The sequence below is a fragment of the Paenibacillus sp. GCM10023250 genome, assembly GCF_042653205.1.
Classification (GTDB): Bacteria; Bacillota; Bacilli; order Paenibacillales; family Paenibacillaceae; genus Paenibacillus_Z.
The window spans coordinates 1-20,231 of record NZ_JBHSHY010000066.1 but is presented as its reverse complement, the minus strand read 5'-3'; the positions used below and the strand labels follow the sequence as shown (position 1 = coordinate 20,231).

General features: G+C 57.1%; 13 protein-coding genes and 10 tRNA genes. All 23 read left to right on the top strand.

All coding sequences use genetic code 11. From position 1 onward, the window contains the following. Positions 1-147 precede the first annotated feature (147 nt). The 23 genes from ACFPB1_RS26435 to ACFPB1_RS26325 all read left to right on the top strand — a co-directional run bounded on the left by ACFPB1_RS26435 (position 148) and on the right by ACFPB1_RS26325 (position 19,752). Positions 148-223, top strand: a tRNA-Asn gene (locus ACFPB1_RS26435). Positions 224-228: 5 nt separating this feature from the next. Beyond that, positions 229-304: transfer RNA gene (locus ACFPB1_RS26430), tRNA-Thr, on the top strand. Between the two features lie 9 nt (positions 305-313). Beyond that, a tRNA-Glu gene (locus tag ACFPB1_RS26425) sits at positions 314-388 on the top strand. A gap of 13 nt (positions 389-401) precedes the next feature. Next, positions 402-477: transfer RNA gene (locus ACFPB1_RS26420), tRNA-Val, on the top strand. 10 nt (positions 478-487) lie between these two features. Then, positions 488-562: transfer RNA gene (locus ACFPB1_RS26415), tRNA-Gln, on the top strand. 7 nt (positions 563-569) lie between these two features. Beyond that, a tRNA-Lys gene (locus tag ACFPB1_RS26410) sits at positions 570-645 on the top strand. Between the two features lie 422 nt (positions 646-1,067). Further along, on the top strand, positions 1,068-1,904 hold the full coding sequence (locus tag ACFPB1_RS26405) for an ABC transporter ATP-binding protein (protein WP_379229182.1): 837 nt from the start codon (positions 1,068-1,070) through the stop codon (positions 1,902-1,904). A gap of 155 nt (positions 1,905-2,059) precedes the next feature. Further along, positions 2,060-2,134: transfer RNA gene (locus ACFPB1_RS26400), tRNA-Gly, on the top strand. Between the two features lie 3 nt (positions 2,135-2,137). Continuing rightward, positions 2,138-2,214, top strand: a tRNA-Arg gene (locus ACFPB1_RS26395). Between the two features lie 24 nt (positions 2,215-2,238). After that, positions 2,239-2,315, top strand: a tRNA-Pro gene (locus tag ACFPB1_RS26390). Between the two features lie 7 nt (positions 2,316-2,322). Next, a tRNA-Gly gene (locus ACFPB1_RS26385) sits at positions 2,323-2,396 on the top strand. Positions 2,397-2,738: 342 nt separating this feature from the next. After that, positions 2,739-5,528, top strand: a complete 2,790-nt coding sequence (gene ppc / locus ACFPB1_RS26380) for a phosphoenolpyruvate carboxylase (RefSeq protein ID WP_379229181.1) — start codon at positions 2,739-2,741, stop codon at positions 5,526-5,528. Between the two features lie 539 nt (positions 5,529-6,067). Next, positions 6,068-6,634, top strand: a complete 567-nt coding sequence (gene sigW / locus ACFPB1_RS26375) for an RNA polymerase sigma factor SigW (RefSeq protein ID WP_379229180.1) — start codon at positions 6,068-6,070, stop codon at positions 6,632-6,634. A gap of 127 nt (positions 6,635-6,761) precedes the next feature. Next, the gene (locus tag ACFPB1_RS26370) at positions 6,762-7,391 is read left to right on the top strand and encodes a zf-HC2 domain-containing protein (protein WP_379229178.1); all 630 of its coding nucleotides are present in this window, start codon (positions 6,762-6,764) and stop codon (positions 7,389-7,391) included. 137 nt (positions 7,392-7,528) lie between these two features. Next, positions 7,529-8,368, top strand: coding sequence for a diadenylate cyclase CdaA (gene cdaA, locus ACFPB1_RS26365; protein WP_379229177.1), 840 nt, complete (start codon positions 7,529-7,531; stop codon positions 8,366-8,368). Then, on the top strand, positions 8,361-9,845 hold the full coding sequence (locus ACFPB1_RS26360; protein ID WP_379229176.1) for a CdaR family protein: 1,485 nt from the start codon (positions 8,361-8,363) through the stop codon (positions 9,843-9,845). The genes cdaA and ACFPB1_RS26360 overlap by 8 nt, the downstream gene beginning before the upstream one ends. A gap of 21 nt (positions 9,846-9,866) precedes the next feature. Beyond that, entirely contained in the window at positions 9,867-11,213 is a 1,347-nt protein-coding gene (gene glmM / locus ACFPB1_RS26355; RefSeq protein WP_379229175.1) for a phosphoglucosamine mutase, read from the top strand. 782 nt (positions 11,214-11,995) lie between these two features. Then, positions 11,996-13,828 (top strand): glutamine--fructose-6-phosphate transaminase (isomerizing), encoded by a 1,833-nt coding sequence (gene glmS, locus ACFPB1_RS26350; protein WP_379229174.1) that lies wholly within the window; start codon positions 11,996-11,998, stop codon positions 13,826-13,828. 447 nt (positions 13,829-14,275) lie between these two features. Beyond that, entirely contained in the window at positions 14,276-15,736 is a 1,461-nt protein-coding gene (locus ACFPB1_RS26345) for an MFS transporter (protein WP_379229173.1), read from the top strand. A 432-nt stretch (positions 15,737-16,168) separates the two neighbouring features. Beyond that, complete coding sequence (locus ACFPB1_RS26340) at positions 16,169-17,125, top strand: metal ABC transporter solute-binding protein, Zn/Mn family (RefSeq protein ID WP_379229183.1); 957 nt, start codon at positions 16,169-16,171, stop codon at positions 17,123-17,125. 25 nt (positions 17,126-17,150) lie between these two features. Continuing rightward, entirely contained in the window at positions 17,151-17,915 is a 765-nt protein-coding gene (locus ACFPB1_RS26335) for a metal ABC transporter ATP-binding protein (RefSeq protein WP_379229172.1), read from the top strand. A gap of 5 nt (positions 17,916-17,920) precedes the next feature. After that, positions 17,921-18,856, top strand: coding sequence for a metal ABC transporter permease (locus ACFPB1_RS26330; protein WP_379229171.1), 936 nt, complete (start codon positions 17,921-17,923; stop codon positions 18,854-18,856). Further along, entirely contained in the window at positions 18,853-19,752 is a 900-nt protein-coding gene (locus ACFPB1_RS26325; protein WP_379229170.1) for a metal ABC transporter permease, read from the top strand. Before ACFPB1_RS26330 ends, ACFPB1_RS26325 begins: the two co-directional genes overlap by 4 nt. Positions 19,753-20,231 lie beyond the last annotated feature (479 nt).

Genomic DNA, 20,231 nt, shown 5'->3' with positions numbered 1-20,231 from the left:
TCGAGGTGGAAGCGCGGCAACGCGTGGAGCTGACGAATACTAATCGGTCGAGGGCTTATCCAATCTACATCGCATCAGCTAAGCAAGACCTTCGCAAGGGTTCGTATCCAGTTTTCAGGGTGGCAAGTTCCCTGAATTGAATATTATTCCCTGATAGCTCAGTTGGTAGAGCACTCGACTGTTAATCGAGTTGTCACAGGTTCGAGTCCTGTTCGGGGAGCCATTAATGCTCTCATAGCTCAGTAGGTAGAGTGCATCCATGGTAAGGATGAGGTCACCGGTTCGATCCCGGTTGAGAGCTCCATTTTCATAAGGCCCGTTGGTCAAGGGGTTAAGACACCTCCCTTTCACGGAGGTAACAGGGGTTCGAATCCCCTACGGGTCACCATCTCTCTCAACTTGGAGGCTTAGCTCAGCTGGGAGAGCATCTGCCTTACAAGCAGAGGGTCGGGGGTTCGATCCCCTCAGCCTCCACCATCATCAAGATTGGGGATTAGCCAAGCGGTAAGGCAACGGACTTTGACTCCGTCATGCCTAGGTTCGAATCCTAGATCCCCAGCCATCTGCATGAGCCATTAGCTCAGTTGGTAGAGCACCTGACTTTTAATCAGGGTGTCGTAGGTTCGAGTCCTACATGGCTCACCATTTTCTGATAGGAAAATGGAACAATACATAGATGTACCTTTAGTGTAAAAGAGTGTCGCAGCGAATTAAGTTCCATAATGTACTTAAATGTAGAGACCCTTAATCAAAGGGTCTTTTTGTGCATAACTTTGTGGATAATTACTTAAAAACCCTTGAATGCCTTGCGCTGTATGAAAAGAGTTACCCACAGGACGATGTGCTGGCGGAGGAGAATCGCATCAATTCATGGCAATCGTACGGGAGTATCGAATTGTGATTCGGGCTGCGTATTCACACGGTTAATGGTTTACGTTTCATAATTATAGTACTGTGTATAACAGATGAAATGCTTGACGCAATTATTGAGAATGGTTATCATTGAGATGAACTATTTCTGAGAACGGTTATCAATTGTTTGATTAAGCGGCAAGGGGTGGATACGAATGAACGCCATGCATACGAAGAACCTAAGTATCGGATACGAAGAACGATTAATCGTCGAAGACTTGAACATCACGATCCCGAAGGGGAAAATCACAGCGCTTGTCGGGGCGAACGGTTCAGGCAAATCCACGATTTTGAAAACGCTGGCGAGGCTTATGACGCCTTCAGCGGGCTCGGTCATGTTGGACGGAAAATCGATTCATAAACAATCGACGAAAGAGGTTGCCAAGCAACTGGCGATTCTTCCGCAGACCCCGACTGCCCCGGACGGATTAACGGTATCGGAACTGGTATCTTACGGGCGCTTCCCTTATCAGCGAGGTTTCGGCTCCCTGACGCAAGAGGACCGCTCCGTTATCCACTGGGCGGTTGAGAGCACCGGCTTGGCGGAGTTCAAGGACCGGCCGATCGATCGTCTCTCCGGAGGCCAGCGGCAGCGCGCTTGGATTGCCATGGCGCTTGCTCAGCAAACCGATTTGCTGTTTCTTGACGAGCCGACGACTTATCTGGATATGGCGCACCAGCTTGAGGTTCTTGAACTGCTCCAGGAGCTCAACGCGACCGCAGGCAGAACAATTGTAATGGTAGTCCATGATTTAAACCATGCTTCGCGCTACGCGCAGCATGTGGTAGCCATTAAGAAAGGGCAAGTCGTCAGCGTGGGATCGCCTCAAACCGTAATGACGAAGGATGTGCTTCGCGAAGTATTCGGCATCGAGACCGATATCATCCCGGATCCGCGTACGGGCGTACCGCTTTGCTTCCCGTTCGCTTTGGCGGGCGGCAATCCGCAAGTTTACGAAAAACCTGTCCTTGAGCCGGTAAAGGTGAGCTAAAAGCGCGAAATCGGATGTCTTAATCGCGCAGGGACATAAGCAGAACAGCTTCACGAAAAAAAAGTTTGTCTTTTTCTTCGCATGGGGTTGCATTCTGCTCATGTCCATGATATATTATTAAATGTCGCGCTTGAGTTATAAGTAGTGACGATCATGCGGAAGTGGCTCAGCGGTAGAGCATCGCCTTGCCAAGGCGAGGGTCGCGGGTTCGATTCCCGTCTTCCGCTCCATACGTGCCCTTAGCTCAGCTGGATAGAGCATTTGACTACGAATCAAAAGGTCGGGAGTTCGAATCTCTCAGGGCACGCCATTTCTTTATATTGCGATTACATAACGGGACGTAGCTCAGCTTGGTAGAGCACCTGGTTTGGGACCAGGGGGTCGCATGTTCAAATCGTGTCGTCCCGACCATTCAATCGCGGGTGTAGTTCAATGGTAGAACTTTAGCCTTCCAAGCTAATAGCGTGGGTTCGATTCCCATCACCCGCTCCATATTATCGTCAAAGCCTTGGACTCCAAGGCTTTTTGTTATATCCGCGAAGCCTTTCCTTTCCATCCGTGAAAAAGCTTCAACCGCTTGTTGATTTGTAGTATGATGGGTAGAGTTAAAAATCGTTGTAGCTGGTAAATTAGGCTTATGATGAGGATTGCTGCAGGCAAAAACTGATTATCGGCCGTTAAAATAAGCATGTTAAGCGCCGTTTTTGCATCAAAAACCGAAGACTATGCTTTAGGAAGGGTTTTGCTCTGCTGACCAACGACGAAGCTTAAGATGTGGTTTCGCACTGCAAACCTTAAGGAGGATTTCGAATGTCGGAACAGGCTGGTACAACAATGACTACAAACCGACCGCAAGCAAATAACTTGCTTCGTCGCGACGTGCGTTTCCTGGGCAACATTTTGGGAGACGTGCTGGTCCACCAAGGCGGCCATGAACTGCTGGAGACGGTCGAGAAGATCCGCGAGATGAGCAAAACGCTGCGCGCGGAATTTTTGCCGGAGCTGGACGAGGAATTCAAGCAGGTTATCGATGCGCTTACTCCCGCTACCCGCCATCAGGTCATTCGCGCGTTTGCGATTTATTTTCAACTCGTGAACATTGCCGAGCAGAATCATCGGATCCGCCGTAAACGCGATTACGAGCGTTCGTCCGGCGAGAAAGTTCAGCCGGGTTCCATTGAAAGCGCCATTCAGGTGCTGCAGGACCGGAATTTGCCGATCGACAGCGTGAAAGAAATCATTTCGGATATCTCCTTGGAGTTGGTTATGACCGCACATCCGACAGAAGCGACGCGACGCGATGTGTTGGATATCCATCAGCGCATCGCCGCGGAAATGATGGAGCTCGACGACCCGACGCTGACGTTCCGCGAACGTGAGAAGCTACGCGAGAAGCTGTTGAACGAAGTGCTGACTTTGTGGCAGACCGATGAGCTCCGCGACCGCAAACCAACGGTTATCGACGAAGTGCGCAACGGCATGTACTATTTCGACGAAACGCTGTTCGAGGTGCTTCCGAACGTGTATGAAGAGCTCGAGCGCTGCCTGGACAAATATTATCCGTCTGACGAAAGATGGCATGTTCCGACTTACCTTCGTTTCGGCTCCTGGATCGGGGGCGACCGCGACGGCAACCCGTCCGTTAAAGCCAAGATTACGTGGGAAACGCTGAAGCTGCAGCGCGGCCTCGTATTGAAGAAATACGAGGAGCTGCTCAAGGAAGTCATGGGACATCTGAGCTTCAGCACCAACATCGTCGAGATTTCGGACGAGCTGGCCGAGTCCATCCGCAAGGATCGTGAGCAAGTCGGCGAACTGAAATGCATCGAGATTTGGCGCAACGAGAAGGAGCCGTACCGCATCAAGCTGGGCTACATGCTCGAGAAATTGGTCAACGCGCTGAACGATTCGTTGAAGGGATCGCCGAAGCGCTACAACAGCGCCGAAGAATTAAAGCAGGATCTGCTCGTCATCGATCGCAGCCTGCGGCATCATTTTGCCGACTATGTCGCCGATACGCATATCCGCAAGCTGATTCGCCAAGTCGAGCTGTTCGGGTTCCATCTGGTGACGTTGGACATCCGTCAGCACAGCAAAGAGCATGAGAACGCCATGAGCGAAGTTCTGGCCAATATGAACATCGTCTCGGACTACGCCTCGCTCTCCGAGGACGAGAAGATCGACCTGCTGCATACGCTGCTGAACGACCCGCGTCCGCTGACGTCGCCGCACTTCGCCTATTCCGAAGGCACGCGCGAATGTCTAGATGTCTATCATACGATTTACCGGGCGCAAGCCGAATTCGGCGTTAACTGCATCTCCAGTTACCTGATCAGCATGACGCAGGGCGCAAGCGATATGCTGGAGGTCATGGTATTCGCCAAAGAAGTGGGCTTATTCCGCAAAGATACGAACGGCAACGTAACTTGCACCCTGCAAGCGGTGCCGCTGTTCGAAACGATCGACGACTTGCACGCGGCGCCGGGCATCATGGAGCGGCTGTTCGCGCTGCCGGTGTACAGCCAAGCCGTCGAAGCCCGCGGCAACCTGCACGAAATCATGCTCGGCTACTCCGACTCCAATAAAGACGGCGGCGTCGTCACGGCGAACTGGGAGCTGCGCGTCGCGTTGAATGCGATTACGAGCTCGGCGAAGAAATACGGCGTGAAGCTGAAATTCTTCCACGGCCGCGGAGGCGCGCTCGGTCGGGGCGGCATGCCGCTCAACCGCAGCATCCTGGCCCAACCGCCGCATACGGTGGGCGGCGGAATCAAAATCACGGAGCAGGGCGAGGTGCTGTCGTCCCGTTACTCGCTGAAAGGCATTGCCTATCGCAGCCTCGAGCAGGCGACATGGGCGCTCGTGACCGCTTCGCGCTTGGCGAAATACCCAGAGCAGGAAGAAACGGCTACGACGGAGTGGGAAGAGATTGCGCGCGGCATTTCCGAAACGGCGCTGACGAAGTACCAGGATTTGATTTTCCGCGATCCGGACTTCATGACGTTCTTCAAAGAGTCGACGCCGCTGCCGGAAGTCGGCGAACTGAACATCGGCTCGCGTCCGTCGAAGCGCAAGGGAAGTGACCGTTTCGAAGACCTGCGCGCGATTCCGTGGGTGTTCGCCTGGACGCAAAGCCGTTATCTGCTGCCGGCCTGGTATGCCGCGGGTACGGCGCTTCAGAGCTACGTGAAAGACGATGCGAAGCGCTTGGAGACGCTCCGTACCATGTACGAGAAGTTCCCGTTCTTCACGTCGCTGATCGACAACTTGCAAATGGCACTCGCCAAAGCGGATCTGCAGATCGCGAAGGAATACGCGGGCATGATCGCGGACAAGACGATTCGCGACCGCATCTTCACGCAAATCACGGAAGAATATGCGCGGACATCTGCATGTATCTTGCAAATCACGGGGCAAGAGGAGATCTTGGATAACGTGCCGGTCATCCAAGAATCCATCCGCCTGCGCAACCCGTACGTGGATCCGCTCAGCTACATGCAGGTACAGCTGCTGAAGGAGCTTCGCGAAAGCCGCGCCAAAGGCGAAGAAGACGACCGCGAGCTGCTCCGCGAAGTGCTGCTCACGATCAACGGCATCGCGGCGGGCCTGAGAAACACGGGGTGATAAGCTGATTGGTTTGCGCAGGCGCGAGCCTGTGCAGCATTCAGCAAAAGAGTTAAAACTGAAGATATTAACAATGGACGGGTGCCCGCAATAGGTGCCCGTTTTTTATTTATCCACAAGTGGACAACGTGCGATAAAGTGCAACAGAGCTCGAACCAAACTGTGAGCATTCAGTTAAGACGGGCCTTCAGAGGCGCTCATCAGGAGAAAGCCTTACTTGTACTCTGCGTACCAGAGAGAAGTATCCACAGTTATTCAACAGATTGTGGGGGAAATGTGGATATCTTTGTGGATAATACATGCGAGCCTGAATATCTCGAATCGGTTTGGATTTATGCACCTGTGAATGAAGGTTAATGTCGCGTACAAGTGAGGGCATCAATCCGCAGCCCCATGAAAGGTTCATCGCGTGAATCGCATTGAACGTGATGATTTCTTTTCATTCCCAATTCAATCGCCATTCATTGCCTATGCGCCCATGTTAACGGTATAATCATGTAGTCGCGTAATTACATACCGGCGGGTTTGGAGGAGTAGCGTTGATATCAGTCGAGGCAAGATTAGCGAGGTTGGCTCTACAGGGCGATCAGCGGGCTTTTGCCGAGATCGTGGAGCTGTACCAGGACAAGCTTTACCATATGGCTTACCGAATGTTGTATAACCGCCAGGAAGCGGAGGACGTCGTGCAGGACGTGTTTCTTCGCGTATATAAAAACTTGGACCGTTACGATACGTCGATGAAATTTTCCACGTGGATCTACCGGATCGCGACCAATCTGTGCATCGATCGGCTGCGCAAGCGCAAGCCGGTGTACTCGCTGGACGCGGAATCGAGCGAGCACGAAGGGCTGGACGGCTACGCGATGATTCCGAGCGACGATCGAACGCCGGAGACGGAGCTGCTGCTTTCGGACACGCAGCGGATTATCCACCAGGCGATCGAGACGCTGCCGGCGAAATACAAGTCGGTTATGGTGCTTCGCTATCTCGAGGACATGTCGCTGCAGGAAATAGGGGACGTGCTGGACATGCCCGTCACGACCGTGAAAACCCGGGTGCACCGCGGACGGGAGTTCCTTCGGAAGAAATTGGAGCATAAGTTATAGGCGGCGGCGCGCTTGGGTGTATCCAAGATTTGGGCCGGCGCGGATTTCGCAAAAAAGTGAAACATCCGCCTGAATTATACGTATCGATTACTACTGTGAAATAACAACGAAGAAAGGACTGGCTGCTATGAATTGCAACGTCGCCGTCATGCTGATGCATGATTATTTGGACGACGAGCTGCCCCAAGACGATATCGCAGGGCTCAAAGCTCATCTGGATTCCTGCCCGGCTTGCCGCGCCCGAATGGAACAGTTGGAACGAACGGAAGCGCTCGCGCACAGGATGATGGACACGCATTTCGTGATTTCAGCCGAGCAATCCTCACAGTTGACGCAGCGCATCATGGACGCCTTGCCGGCGAAACGCCGCCGACCCGCATCGGGTTTTACCCGCTGGGTCCGGAACCATCCCGCCGTTTCGGTGGCCGCCGTGTTCGTGCTCGTGATGTTCTCCAGCTTCTTGGCGATGTGGCAGCAGGATAGCCAACTGGCCGTGCGCGGCCCAGATCTGGCAGAAGTCGTCATCGAAGGCGATACCGTCACCGTGCCCGCGGGGGCGCATGTTAACGGGGATCTGACGGTGGAAAACGGGAAAGCGAACGTGCTCGGCGAAGTAGACGGGGACGTTACGGTGATCTCGGGTTCGCTGTATGAAGCCTCGACCGCGCATATTTCCGGAGAAGTGAAACAGATTGACCAGGCGCTGGACTGGTTTTGGTACAAAGTGACGACCTCCATCAGCAGTTTGGCCTATTGACGTTCTGCCTCCCGGACACGGGAGGTTTTTTTGTGTGCGATTAGAGGATTTGCAACCCCGTTTCTAGAAAATAATAAGGTTATCATTCCGAATTCAGGATGAATGTGTCCGCACATGTGGTCTTTGGGGGTTGACGGATGAATTACTTTGCCGACATGACATGGACGACCGCGATCAAGGACATCATCGATGTTTCCATCGTGAGTTATATTATTTATAAATTAATTTTGCTGGTGCGCGGCACGAAGGCCGTCCAGCTGTTCAAAGGCATCATCGTGCTCGTGGTCACGTGGGCGCTCAGCACGTGGTTCGACTTGTATACGTTGAAATGGCTGATGAACCAAATGTTCACGCTCGGGGTATTCGCGGTGCTCGTCATTTTCCAGCCGGAGCTGCGGCGCGCGCTGGAGCAGCTGGGGCGGGGGAAATTGTTCAGCCGCACGACCGTCATGGACCCGGACATCGGCGATCGGATCAATGCGATCATCAAGGCGCTGAATTATATGGCCAAACGGAAGATCGGTGCACTGATCGTGTTGGAGCGGACGACGGGGTTGCAGGATTACACGGAGTCGGGGATTCGGATGGAATCGCATGTGAGCTCCGAGCTGCTCATCAATATTTTCATCCCGAACACGCCGTTGCACGACGGGGCGGTTATTATCGGGGGCGGCCACATCAAGGCGGCGGGCTGTTATTTGCCGCTTTCCGAGAACCCGTTCATCAGCAAGGAGCTGGGAACGCGTCACCGTGCGGCGATCGGCATTACCGAAGTGTCCGATGCGGTATCGGTGATCGTGTCGGAGGAGACGGGCCAGATCTCGCTGGCGGTCGGCGGCATGATCGTTCGCGACATTAAGGAAGAGTCGCTCATCTCGAAGCTGTACGAGGAGCTGAATCCGAAGCCGAAGTTGGGCGAGCGACAAGGCTTGAAGATCCCTTTCTGGAAACGGAAAGGAGGCGATCCGCATGGATAAATGGCTCAACCACCCGACGGCGCTCAAGATCATCTCGCTCGTCATCGGCATTCTGATGTGGGCGGTCGTCCATTTCGATTCCGAGAAAACGCCGAGCACCGTCGCAACGCTGACGGAAACGCGCGATATCGACGGCGTGCAGATCCAACCCGTCGGCATGGACGACAAAAATTACGCGCTGCGGCTGCTGGATCCCGAGGGCGTGCATTTGACGGTCCGCGGCTCGCGTTCCGATCTACTGCTCGCGTCGCATAACAGCGACTACGAGGTGACGGTCGATTTGAGCCAAGCTACCGAGGGCCGTATGGTTGTGCCGGTCAAGGTTCATTTACCCCGCGGGCTCGAGCTAATCGACGCGCAGCCGAGCAGCGTCACCGTCGTGCTGGAACGGCTGTTGACGAAAGAGTTCGTGGTGCAGATCAATACCGAAGGCACGCCGGGGAAGGGCTACAAGGTCGGCATGCCGCTCGTGAAGCCGAACGGCCGCGTACACGTGACGCTTCCGTCCGACGAGATGGACGAGGTGGCGTTCGTGGGGGGGACGGTATCCGTCGACGGCGAGGAAGAGACGGTCAACGATAAGAAGATGAAGCTGGTCGCCCTCGACAAGAACGGCAACGAGCTGACGGACGCCGTCATCAATCCGAGCGTCGTCGAAGTGGAAGTTCCGATTACGAAACCGTTCAAGAAGCTGCCGCTGCAAGTGAACTTCACGGGAAGTCTGCCGGAGGGGGTCGCGGTGTCGACGTTCAAGCAGAGCGTCGATGCCGTTACGATCTATGGACCGCAGGAGGTCATTGACAAGTACGAATTCTATGACGCTTTGACGATCGACTTGTCGCAATTGAAACAATCGGGTACGATGGAGCTCGACGTGAAACCCGGCAAAGACGTGGCCAGCGTCGACCCGGCGACGGTGACATTCGAGTATACGATCGTGCCTGCGCAAACGAAGCTGATTCCGAAGCTGCCGGTCACCATTATCGGGTTGTCGGACGGGCTCAAGGCCAAGGTGACGCTGCCGGAGACCGCGACCGTCGATGCAACGATCTCCGGAGCGCCGAATATGCTGGCACAAATAGGCGCGAAAGATGTGCAGCTGGTCGCGGATTTGAGCGGGCTCGGACCGGGCGGCCACGTCGTGCCGCTGGATATGCACGTGCCGAGGTTCATCGGCCAGGCCGGATCGCCGCTTAGCGTTACCGTGACGATCACGGACGGCACGGCCGCGCCGCCCGCCGGCGCGCAGACGGACGGCAGCACGCCGGCGTCCGGGCAGCCCGTGGCCGATTCGAGCACGGACGCGAACGCGAATCCGTCTACCGGCACGGGCAACGCGTCCGGCGGAGCGAACGGGGCGAGCGATACGGGGAAGGACGCGCCGGCCGATACGCAGCCGCCCAGCGGCAATGCCGGCTCCCGGAACGGGACGCAGGAGATACCGCCGGACGAGAACCCGGCGAACGGAAATCCATAATCAAAAGGGGAACCAACACACATGGGAAAATATTTTGGAACTGACGGAGTCCGCGGTGTCGCCAACCGGGAATTGACCCCGGAGCTTGCGTATAAAATTGGCCGTTGCGGCGGCTATGTATTGGCCGGCCAAGCGGAGAAGCCGAAGGTCGTCATCGGCCTCGACACGCGGATTTCGGGTCCGATGCTGGAGGCTTCGCTGATCGCGGGCCTGCTGTCCATCGGCGCGAGTGTCGTGCGCCTGGGCGTCGTGTCGACGCCGGCGGTGGCGTATTTGACGCGCGTGCTTGGAGCCGATGCGGGCGTGATGATCTCGGCTTCGCATAATCCGGTCGAAGATAACGGCATTAAATTCTTCGGCGGCGACGGCTTCAAGCTGTCGGACGAGACGGAGAACGAAATCGAGCGTCTGATGGACGCGGAGAAGGACGAACTGCCGCGGCCGGAAGGCGGCGATATCGGGACGGTGACGGTCGACGAGACGGCGAAGCGGGTGTTCATGGACTTCCTGAAGACGACGGTGACACACTCGTTCGCCGGTCTGAAGATCGTACTCGACTGCGCGAACGGCTCGGCGCACAGCATCGCGCCGACGGTCTTCCGCGAGCTTGGCGCGGAAGTCATTACGGTCGGAGCGGAGCCGAACGGCCTGAACATCAACGACGGCGTCGGCTCGACGCATCCGGAGCATCTGCGCGAAGAGGTGCTGAAGCATGGGGCGAACCTCGGCCTTTCCTTCGACGGCGACGCGGATCGGCTGATCGCGATCGACGAGAACGGCGAGGAAGTCGATGGCGACTTTATCCTGTGCATTTGCGGCGAAGCGATGAAGCGGGCCGGCAAGCTGAAGCATGACACGGTCGTAACGACGGTCATGAGCAACATCGGCTTCTTCAAGGCGGCGCAGAAGCTTGGCCTGAACACGGCGCAGACGGCGGTCGGGGACCGCTACGTCATGGAGGAGATGCGTCGCGGCGGCTATAACCTGGGCGGCGAGCAGTCGGGGCATGTCATTTTCCTCGATTACAACACGACGGGTGACGGCATCTTGACGGCGCTGCAGCTAACCGATACGCTGGTGGCGGCCGGCAAGAAGCTGAGCGAGCTGAAGACGCTGATGCGCAAATTCCCGCAGGTGCTGGTTAACGTGCGGGTCTCGGACAAAACCGCTTATAAGAGCAATCCGGCCATTGCCGCGGCCATCGCGGAGGTGGAAGCGGAGCTGGGCGACAACGGCCGCGTGCTGGTGCGTCCGTCCGGCACGGAGTCGCTGATTCGCGTCATGGCGGAAGGGCCGGAAAAGGAACAGGTCGAAGCGTACGTCGCGCGTATCGTGAATACGGTTCGCAAGGAGCTTGGCGCTGTATAAGCGGCTTGAAGATCGGGCGACCCTAGAGGTGTGAATGCTGCGCCCGGGGGTTGCTCGTTGTTTGGCGGTCATGGCGATTACAATCATTGCCATTTCGCGCTGCTGCGCGAATTGCAAACGTTTACCCAAAGATTGGGTTGCACCTTTACCGCAAAATGCATATAGTAAGTAGTGACATTCCAGCAGGAAAGCGAGGATCGAGGTTACTAAGCAGTTAAGCGCCAGAGCTTGCGCGCGTTTTGCGGCTGCTGCGCGGGTCCTTTCGGAACGGACCGCGCGGATCAAGCATCGGACGTAGAGGCGGCAAGCTGACGAGGTGGAGGTGTTCGGAATGTTCGGCGGGGACCTCCCGGTATTGCATTCGACCGTAAGCCGATTCTCAAATAGTCGGGGTGACCGGACTGACAAAAGATCGGCAGGATGCTCTATAGCGAAGGATTGAAGCGACAGCGGCAACGGAGGCCGTTTGTACGCGTTAGCTTAAGGGGACTGCAATTTCGGCAGGAAAGGACAACAGCCGCAGCGCTGTTTGTTTTCTGCTGTGCATGAATCTAAAATGTCGAACGCGATCAGCACGATTCGCCCTTAGGCGGATGGCATGATCGGGGTTTAATACGGCAGCCGTCGTTTTTTTTGCAATGGTCTGCATTGTATTTCTTATTGTCAAAATCATCTTTGCGGGGACAATGCCGGCGAATAGGCGGCTATGTGCCGCCATGCTTTGACAGGTATTCAAAGGCATCCGTTCGAGCGGGAACTATCGATCACGGAGGTCTATTCATATGTGTGGAATCGTAGGGTACATCGGAAATCGGGATTCGCAGGATATTCTAATCGAGGGCTTGAAGAAGCTGGAGTATCGCGGCTACGACTCCGCGGGCATCGCCGTCTTTACGAAGAACGGCTTGGAAGTGCGCAAGTCGATCGGCCGTCTGGCCAACCTGGAGGCGAAGCTGGGCGGGCAACCGCTCACGGGCTCGGTCGGCATCGGCCATACGCGCTGGGCGACGCACGGCAAGCCGTCGGACGTGAACTCCCATCCGCACACGGACAATTCGCATAAGTTTTCCGTGGTGCATAACGGCATTATCGAGAACTACCTCGACCTGAAGGAAGAATTGATCGCCAAAGGCTGCCAGTTCGTATCGGAGACGGACACAGAAGTCATCTCTCACCTGGTGGCGGACGAATACGAAGGTGACATCGTGAAGGCCGTGCAGCGCGCGGTAAAACGGATGCGCGGAGCGTTCGCGCTGGGCGTGCTGACGGAGCTCGAGCCGGACCGTCTCGTCGCGGTGCGGTTCGCGAGCCCGCTCGTCATCGGCGTCGGCAAAGGCGAAAATTTCATCGGTTCCGACATCCCGGCCATTCTGGAGCATACGCGCGACGTGTATATCCTGAACGACGGCGAGATGGCGATTTTGACGCAAAACAGCGTCGAATTGATGACGATTGACGGCGAATTTATTTCCAAGGAAATATTTCATGTCGATTGGGACTTGGAAACGGCGGAAAAAGCGGGATTCGATCATTTCATGCTGAAGGAAATTTTCGAGCAGCCGAAGGCGTACCGCAACACGATGATGGGTCGCATCTCCGATGATGGACGTTCCGTCGAGCTGAAGGAGATTGGCATGACCGCAGAGCAAATCCGCGGCATTCGCAAGGTGCATATCGTCGCTTGCGGCACGGCGTTCCATGCCGGGCTCGTCGGCAAGACGGTCATCGAAGATCTCGCCCGCATCCCCGTCGAGACGGACGTGGCGTCCGAGTACCGTTACCGTTCGCCGATCATTACGCCGGATACGCTCGTGATCGTCGTCAGCCAATCCGGCGAAACGGCGGATACGCTCGCCGCTTTGCGCGAAGCGAAGCGTCACGGCGCGCGCGTGTTGGCGATCACCAACGTGGTCGGCAGCTCGGTCGCTCGTGAAGCCGACGACGTCATCATCACGCAGGCGGGACCGGAGATCGCCGTCGCTTCGACCAAGGCGTACACGTCCCAACTGATCGCGTTCTATCTGTTGGGGCTGTATCTGGCGCAAAACATCGGAACGCGCGACGAGGCTTACGTGACGGACGTGCTGACGGCGATGAACGCGCTGCCGGAGCAGGTGGAGCGCATCCTAGAGAGCGCGGACGTGCTGAAGCAAATCGCGGAATCCCTCGCGAAGCATAACAACCTGTTCTTCATCGGGCGCGGCGTCGACTTCGCGGTGGCGCAGGAAGGCTCGCTGAAGCTGAAGGAAATCTCGTATATTCACTCCGAAGCGTACCCGGCCGGGGAACTGAAGCACGGCACGCTGGCGCTGATCGAAGAAGGCATTCCGGTCATCGCGGTCGTTACGCAGGAAGACCTGTACGAGAAGACGCTGAGCAACATTAAGGAAGTGAAAGCCCGCGGCGCGCACGTGCTCGCGCTCGTGAACGCCGGACAGGAAGACGAGGTCGGCAAGTCGGTCGACGAGCTCTTCTCCATTCCGAAGACGCTGCCGATTCTCGCGCCGGCGCTGTCCGTGGTGCCGCTGCAGCTGATTGCGTACCATGCTTCCCTCGCGCGCGGCAACGACGTGGATAAACCGCGGAATTTGGCGAAAAGCGTGACGGTAGAGTAGGTTAATGATTCGCGGCATGAAGTGTAAGAGATCTGCCTGATTAGATATCGAAACGGTATTGCACAGCTCGCATGACAGGGCCGTCCTCTTGCAGATGAGGACGGCGTTTTTTTATCCATTTTACTCCCGGTGAGTATTTGTGATGCAGTCAATTGTACGTTCCAAGCTGCCATCGGTACGCGCAGCACCCCCAAAACGCGATCGGACCGCATGGCGACGTTTGCGAAAGTGTCAATGATTACATCGCCCTGCGCGCCCTACAGCCCGGATTTCTCTGGTATACTGGAGTTAACAGTCGCTCGTCCTCCGGAAGAGCCGCTTCGCCCGTCCTTAAGTTTCACGAGGGCGGGCGGCGGCTTATTGCCATAAGCGCGAGCGAGCAACTGGTGCGGAACGCCCGCTTTCCAAGCAAGGACAACATCGTTGCCGACAGGGAGGTTGAATCACATGTCACAGCTCTCGCATCTATGGGACTACTCGCCGCCCGAGCGGCTCACGAGCCGGAGCGGGTATCACTGGCTGGTCGTGTCGAGGGTATGCATCGGAGCCTTCATGGCAGCGCTCGACGCTAGCATCATTAATTTGGCGCTGCCTTCGCTGATGCGCCAATTCGGCATCGGCATGGCGAAGGCGGAATGGATTAGCCTGGTATACCTGCTGACCTTATCGTCTCTCGTCATTCCGTTCGGCAGATTAGCCGACATGTTCGGCCGTCGCTGGATGTATGCGTCGGGATTTTTCGTATTCCTCGTCAGCTCCGTCGCTTGCGGCGTGGCCCCTGGTTTCGCAGGACTGTTGGTTGCGCGAATCTTCCAGGCCATCGGGGCGGCGATGCTCCAAGCCAACAGCGTCTCGATTATTACGGCGGCGACGCCCGCGGCGCACCGGGGCAAGGCGATCGGGATCCAGGCAAGCGCACAGGGGATCGGGCTCAGCCTAGGGCCGGTGATCGGCGGCGCGCTGCTGTCGCTGGGCGATTGGCGCTGGCTCTTCTACGTGAACGTGCCGATCGGCATCGCGGGCACGATATTGGCCGTCCTGCTGCTTCCGCAGGATAACGGCAAACGAAAGGAAGCCTTCGATTACTGGGGGCTCGTCTTCCTGCTGCCGGCGCTCATCATGATGGTGTACGTCTTGAACAGCGGCTTGGCGCAAGGGTGGACGTCTCCGTTCATCCTGCTCTGCGTCTTTACGGCGATGCTCGCGCTAGCGTCCTTCGTTCGCGAAGAGCAGCGGTCGTACGCGCCGTTAATGGACCTGTCGTTGTTCCGCCACAAAATATTCCGGTACGGCAATCTGACGAGTTTCCTGTCGTTTACGATCATGTACGGCGTGCTGCTGCTCAGTCCGTTCCTGATGGAGGCGGGGTTCCAGCTGGACGCGGTCACCGCCGGCTTGTACTTGTCGCTGGTCCCGGTCGGGATGACGATCTGCACGCCGATCTCCGGTTATTTGGCCGACCGGTTCGGCGTCCGGGTGCCCGCAATCGGCGGAACGGTGCTGCTGCTGTTCGGGAGCGGGCTGCTCGCTTTGATACACGGCGGCGGCGATACCGCGTTATTGCTGCTCGGTTTGGGGTTGACGGGCTGCGGCATGGGCATGTTTACACCGCCGAACAACAGCCAGGTCATGGGCAATGTGCCGGCTGATCGCCTGGGTGTCGCCGGCGCGACGCTCAACATGAGCCGCACGATGGGCATGGGGATGGGCATTACGCTGAGCGGCTTGCTCTATCAATCGGCGCTCCGCCTCCTTCCGGCGAGCCCGGAGCCGGTCAATTTCTACGCGTTCCAAGCGTCGTACGGGCTGATCGGGCTATTGAGCGCGGTCATGCTGGTCATCTGGCTCATGCGGCGTAATGCCAGGGAGAAGTACGGCAATGAAACTTATATCGAGTATTATATTTAGCGGCGCAGACGCCAATGAGCGATCGATTTCCGGACTTCACCGGAGGACGATCGCCTTTTTCGTTGGGCAGGCACCGTCATTCCCGGCAGCCGAGGGTCCCGTTTATTTTCGTCGCGTACAGGCAAGCGCGGCCGCGAAGGCGAATATCCTAGATAAGGACACGGCGCAGCAGCGGCCGTACGGATCGAGGGTATCCGGTAGCGACCGGCAAGGATGTGCCCGAGAGTTTCCCTTGGTAAAAATTTTGTTGTCAGGGAAAAAGTGTTGGTGTAAATTAAATGAAGGGCTGCTTTTTTTTGTCCCAAAAGTTTCCCCAGGGAAACTTTATTAGTTGAAGGAAAGACGAGGCGAAGCTCGTGCATCGTCCGGTCCGTGCCGTCATTTATGAGAAAAGGGGGATGAATGTCCATGTTAACGACAACGACAACGACTATGAACCGTTCGCGAATGCTTCGCGCCAATCCGCGATCATTCGCCGCGCTGCTGCTCCTTTTGTGCCTCGCGCTGCTCGCCGCTTGCGGCAGCCGCGAGAATGGCGAGGCAGGCGGCGAGGGCAAAATCAAGGTCACCGCGACGATCGGCATGATCGCCGACGTCGCCAAGCAGGTCGGCGGAGAACGAGTCGACGTGACGAGCCTGATGAAATCGGGGGTCGATCCGCATCTGTACAAAGCGTCCGAAGGCGACATCGGCAAGCTCGAGCGGGCCGACATCATCTTGTACAACGGCCTGCACCTGGAGGGCAAGATGGTCGACATATTCGAGAAGATGGCGAAGAAGAAAACGACGGTCGCCGTCTCGGACGGCATCGACCGCGCCGCGCTTCGGACTGGGGCTGCGATGGCAACGGAATACGACCCGCATATTTGGTTTGACGTGAAGCATTGGATGACGGTGACGGAAACGATACGGGATACGCTGGCCGAGCACGATCCGGCGCATGCGGACGCGTACCGCGCCAATGCGGACGCCTACTTGCGGCAGCTGCGGGACCTAGACGCGGAAGTCGCCGAGCGCATACGGACGTTGCCGGAGCGCAGCCGCGTTCTGGTCACGGCGCATGACGCGTTCGGGTATTTCGGCGACGCGTACGGGATGCAGGTGATGGGCCTGCAGGGCATCAGCACCGCTTCCGAAGCGGGCGCCAAAGACGTCGCGGACCTGCGGGATTTTCTGATCGCGCATGACATCAAAGCCGTCTTCATCGAATCCAGCGTCCCCCGCAGGGCGATCGACGCGGTCATTCAGGGCGCCAAGGAAAAAGGCCACGAGCTGAACATCGGCGGCGAGCTGTATTCGGATGCGATGGGCGAAGAAGGTACCGCGGAGGGGACGTACATCGGGATGGTCCGGCACAACGTGGAAACCATCGTGAACGCCTTGAAATAACCGGATTAAAGGAGCGAATACCACTATGCAGGCAACCCCGTTAACAGTGAATGACTTATCGGTTGCGTATCAGAAAAAGCCGGTGCTGCGCGGCGTGTCGTTCCAGGCGCCAGAAGGCAAATTGATCGGCATCGTCGGTCCGAACGGAGCCGGCAAATCGACGCTGATCAAATCGGCGCTCGGGCTGATTCCGAAATTGTCCGGGGACGTATCGATTTACGGCAAACCGTACCGCGACCAGCGCAGATTGGTCGGCTACGTGCCGCAGCGGGAATCCGTGGACTGGGATTTTCCGACGAACGCGCTCGACGTCGTGACGATGGGCTGCTACGGACGCCTCGGCTGGTTCAGGCGGCCCGGCGCCGCCGAGAAGCGGATTGCGATGGACTGCCTGGCAAAGGTCGGGATGGCGGAGTATGCCGACCGGCAGATCAGCCAGCTGTCCGGCGGCCAGCAGCAACGGATTTTCCTGGCTCGGGCGCTGGCCCAGGACGCCAAGCTCTACTTCATGGATGAACCGTTCGTCGGCGTCGACGCGGCGACGGAGAAAGCGATCATTACGCTGCTGAACGAACTGAAAACGCAAGGGAAGACGGTGCTGGTCGTCCATCACGATCTCGCGACCGTCAAGGAATATTTCGACTGGGTGATGCTGCTGAACGTGCGGCTCATCGATTTCGGGCCGACGGAGCGGACGTTCACGGCGGATAAGCTGCAGGAAACGTACGGCGGGCGATTGACGCTCTTGGACCGCGACCCGGCAACGGCCGCGATGACGAACGGGAGGTGAGGCGAATGTTCGAATGGCTGGACCTGCTTTCGGACCCGAACGCGCAGTGGATCTTGTTCGGTTCCATGCTGCTCGGCTTAAGCAGCGGCGTAATCGGAAGCTTCGCTTACCTGCGCAAGCAAGCGCTCATGGGCGATGCCCTGGCGCACGCGGCGCTTCCCGGTGTCTGCATCGCCTTCATGCTGAGCGGGTCGAAATCGATCGTGCTGTTTCTGATCGGGGCGGCGGTCGCGGGCATCATCGCCACCTTCGGCATCGGCTACATTACCCGTGCCACGCGCATTAAGCAGGATGCGGCGCTGGCGATCGTGCTCACGGTATTCTTCGGTCTCGGCATCGTGCTGCTTACCCGGATTCAGCACAGCGGCAATGGCAACCAGAGCGGCTTGGATAAGTTTCTGTTCGGGCAGGCCGCGTCCATGGTTCATGCCGACGTGGTCGTCATGGCGGTGATCTCCGTCGTGCAGATCGGGATATGCGCCTTGCTGTTCAAGGAATTCAAGCTGCTCAGCTTCGACGTCGGCTTCGCCCGCGGCCTTGGCTACCCCGTGGCGTTCATGGACCAGCTGATCATGTTTCTGATCGTTGTGGCCGTCGTCGTCGGGATTCAAGCCGTTGGTGTCGTGCTCATGGCCGCGCTCTTGATCACGCCGGCCGTGTCCGCCCGCTATTGGACGGAGAAACTAGGCGTGATGGTCATACTGGCCGGTGTATTCGGCGCGCTCAGCGGGATGGTCGGGACGTTCGCGAGCGCGAGCGGCAATAATTTGCCGACAGGCCCGTTAACCGTCCTAGCGGCTACGTTCCTCTTCATCGTCTCGGTCGTCGCCGCTCCTCGCCGCGGCGTGCTGGCGAAATGGCTGCGGCAGGCCGCGCTGCGAGGCAAGGTCAGGCGGGAGCAGGCCCTTCCGCAGTTGGAAAGGAGGGAGGAATCCTTATGAGCACCTTTTGGATCATCTTGACGGGCGCGCTCGTCGCGAGCGCATGCGGCATCGTGGGCTGTTTCCTGGTTCTTCGGAAAATGGCAATGGTCGGAGACGCGATCAGCCATTCCGTGCTGCCGGGCATCGTCATCGCCTTTCTGATCAGCGGATCGAGGGATTCGTTGTTCATGCTGCTCGGTGCGGCGGTCATCGGGCTCGCGACCGTTTTTCTGATTCAGCTGTTTCATCAAAGCGGCGTACAATCGGATGCGTCGATCGGCGTCGTCTTTACCGCGTTGTTTGCCGTCGGTGTCGTACTGGTCAGCATGTACACGCGGCATATCGATCTCGATCTCGACTGCGTGCTTTACGGGGAGATCGCCTATGTCCCGTGGAATACCCTGCAATTCGCGGGCATCGACATCGGGCCGAAGGCGGTATGGGGCGTGGGAGCGGCCTTGCTGCTCTGCCTGGGCACGGTGACGGCCTTCTACAAGCAGTTCAAACTATGCTCTTTCGATCCCGCCATGGCCGCGGCTGTTGGCATTCCGGTCGCGTTGTTTCATTATTTGCTGATGGGGCTCGTGTCCGTCAGCACCGTGGCTTCCTTCGAAAGCGTCGGGGCGATTCTGGTCGTCGGCATGCTCGTCGTTCCGCCGGCTACGGCCTACCTGCTGACGGAGCGATTAGGCCGCATGATCGTCTACAGCGTCGCGATCGGCTGCTGCAGCTCCGTCATGGGCTATTACGTCGCGCGATTATTGGACGCCTCGATCGCGGGAAGCATGATCAGCGTCGCCGGGCTTATCTTTGTGATCGCCTTGCTGTTCTCGCCATCCCATGGCGTGCTGCTTCGCAAATGGAAACAATCGCGCCTGCTTCAGGAGCACGCGATCGACGAGAAAGCCGTATAGCGCGGGCCGCGCGGCCGCAAACTACAAGAAGAAGACATGTCCCGGATCAGGGACGTGTCTTCCTTCCGCATGAATGTCGGATTTGCGGTACGGGCACGGGGAATGTGTGGGCCGGGTCGGCAGGTTCAGCATGGCCGAACAGTCTGTCGGAGGAAGCTGAGGGTGGACAAGGGTCCGAGTCTAAGACGGTCATTGCGTTCATCGTGCCGGGGCAAAGGAATCGATCGTGACGGTTCCGCCTGTAAAATTTTACAACTTGCAACATGATTCGACGATATGGTATATTCTAATTCCGGCCGGGACACTTGAACAACGGCGCGGTGATCGAAATCGAAACAAGCTTGAAAGTAATGCTTGCCAAACGGTTACGAGATATGATATATTCTAATTCCGGTCATGAGCCGGACGATGAATGCAACACCATTTGTTCCTTGAAAACTGAACAATGAGCGACCTGTCAAAAGGTTTTAACAAGCTAG

Bases quoted from the DNA above. Each gene is read 5' to 3' on its own strand.
- cdaA (WP_379229177.1), top strand. From the start codon at position 7,529: ATGAATTACTTTGCCGACATGACATGGACGACCGCGATCAAGGACATC.
- glmS (WP_379229174.1), top strand. From the start codon at position 11,996: ATGTGTGGAATCGTAGGGTACATCGGAAATCGGGATTCGCAGGATATT.
- ACFPB1_RS26335 (WP_379229172.1), top strand. From the start codon at position 17,151: ATGCAGGCAACCCCGTTAACAGTGAATGACTTATCGGTTGCGTATCAG.
- ACFPB1_RS26340 (WP_379229183.1), top strand. From the start codon at position 16,169: ATGAACCGTTCGCGAATGCTTCGCGCCAATCCGCGATCATTCGCCGCG.
- ACFPB1_RS26345 (WP_379229173.1), top strand. From the start codon at position 14,276: ATGTCACAGCTCTCGCATCTATGGGACTACTCGCCGCCCGAGCGGCTC.
- ACFPB1_RS26405 (WP_379229182.1), top strand. From the start codon at position 1,068: ATGAACGCCATGCATACGAAGAACCTAAGTATCGGATACGAAGAACGA.
- ACFPB1_RS26370 (WP_379229178.1), top strand. From the start codon at position 6,762: ATGAATTGCAACGTCGCCGTCATGCTGATGCATGATTATTTGGACGAC.
- ACFPB1_RS26360 (WP_379229176.1), top strand. From the start codon at position 8,361: ATGGATAAATGGCTCAACCACCCGACGGCGCTCAAGATCATCTCGCTC.
- ACFPB1_RS26325 (WP_379229170.1), top strand. From the start codon at position 18,853: ATGAGCACCTTTTGGATCATCTTGACGGGCGCGCTCGTCGCGAGCGCA.
- glmM (WP_379229175.1), top strand. From the start codon at position 9,867: ATGGGAAAATATTTTGGAACTGACGGAGTCCGCGGTGTCGCCAACCGG.
- ppc (WP_379229181.1), top strand. From the start codon at position 2,739: ATGACTACAAACCGACCGCAAGCAAATAACTTGCTTCGTCGCGACGTG.
- ACFPB1_RS26330 (WP_379229171.1), top strand. From the start codon at position 17,921: ATGTTCGAATGGCTGGACCTGCTTTCGGACCCGAACGCGCAGTGGATC.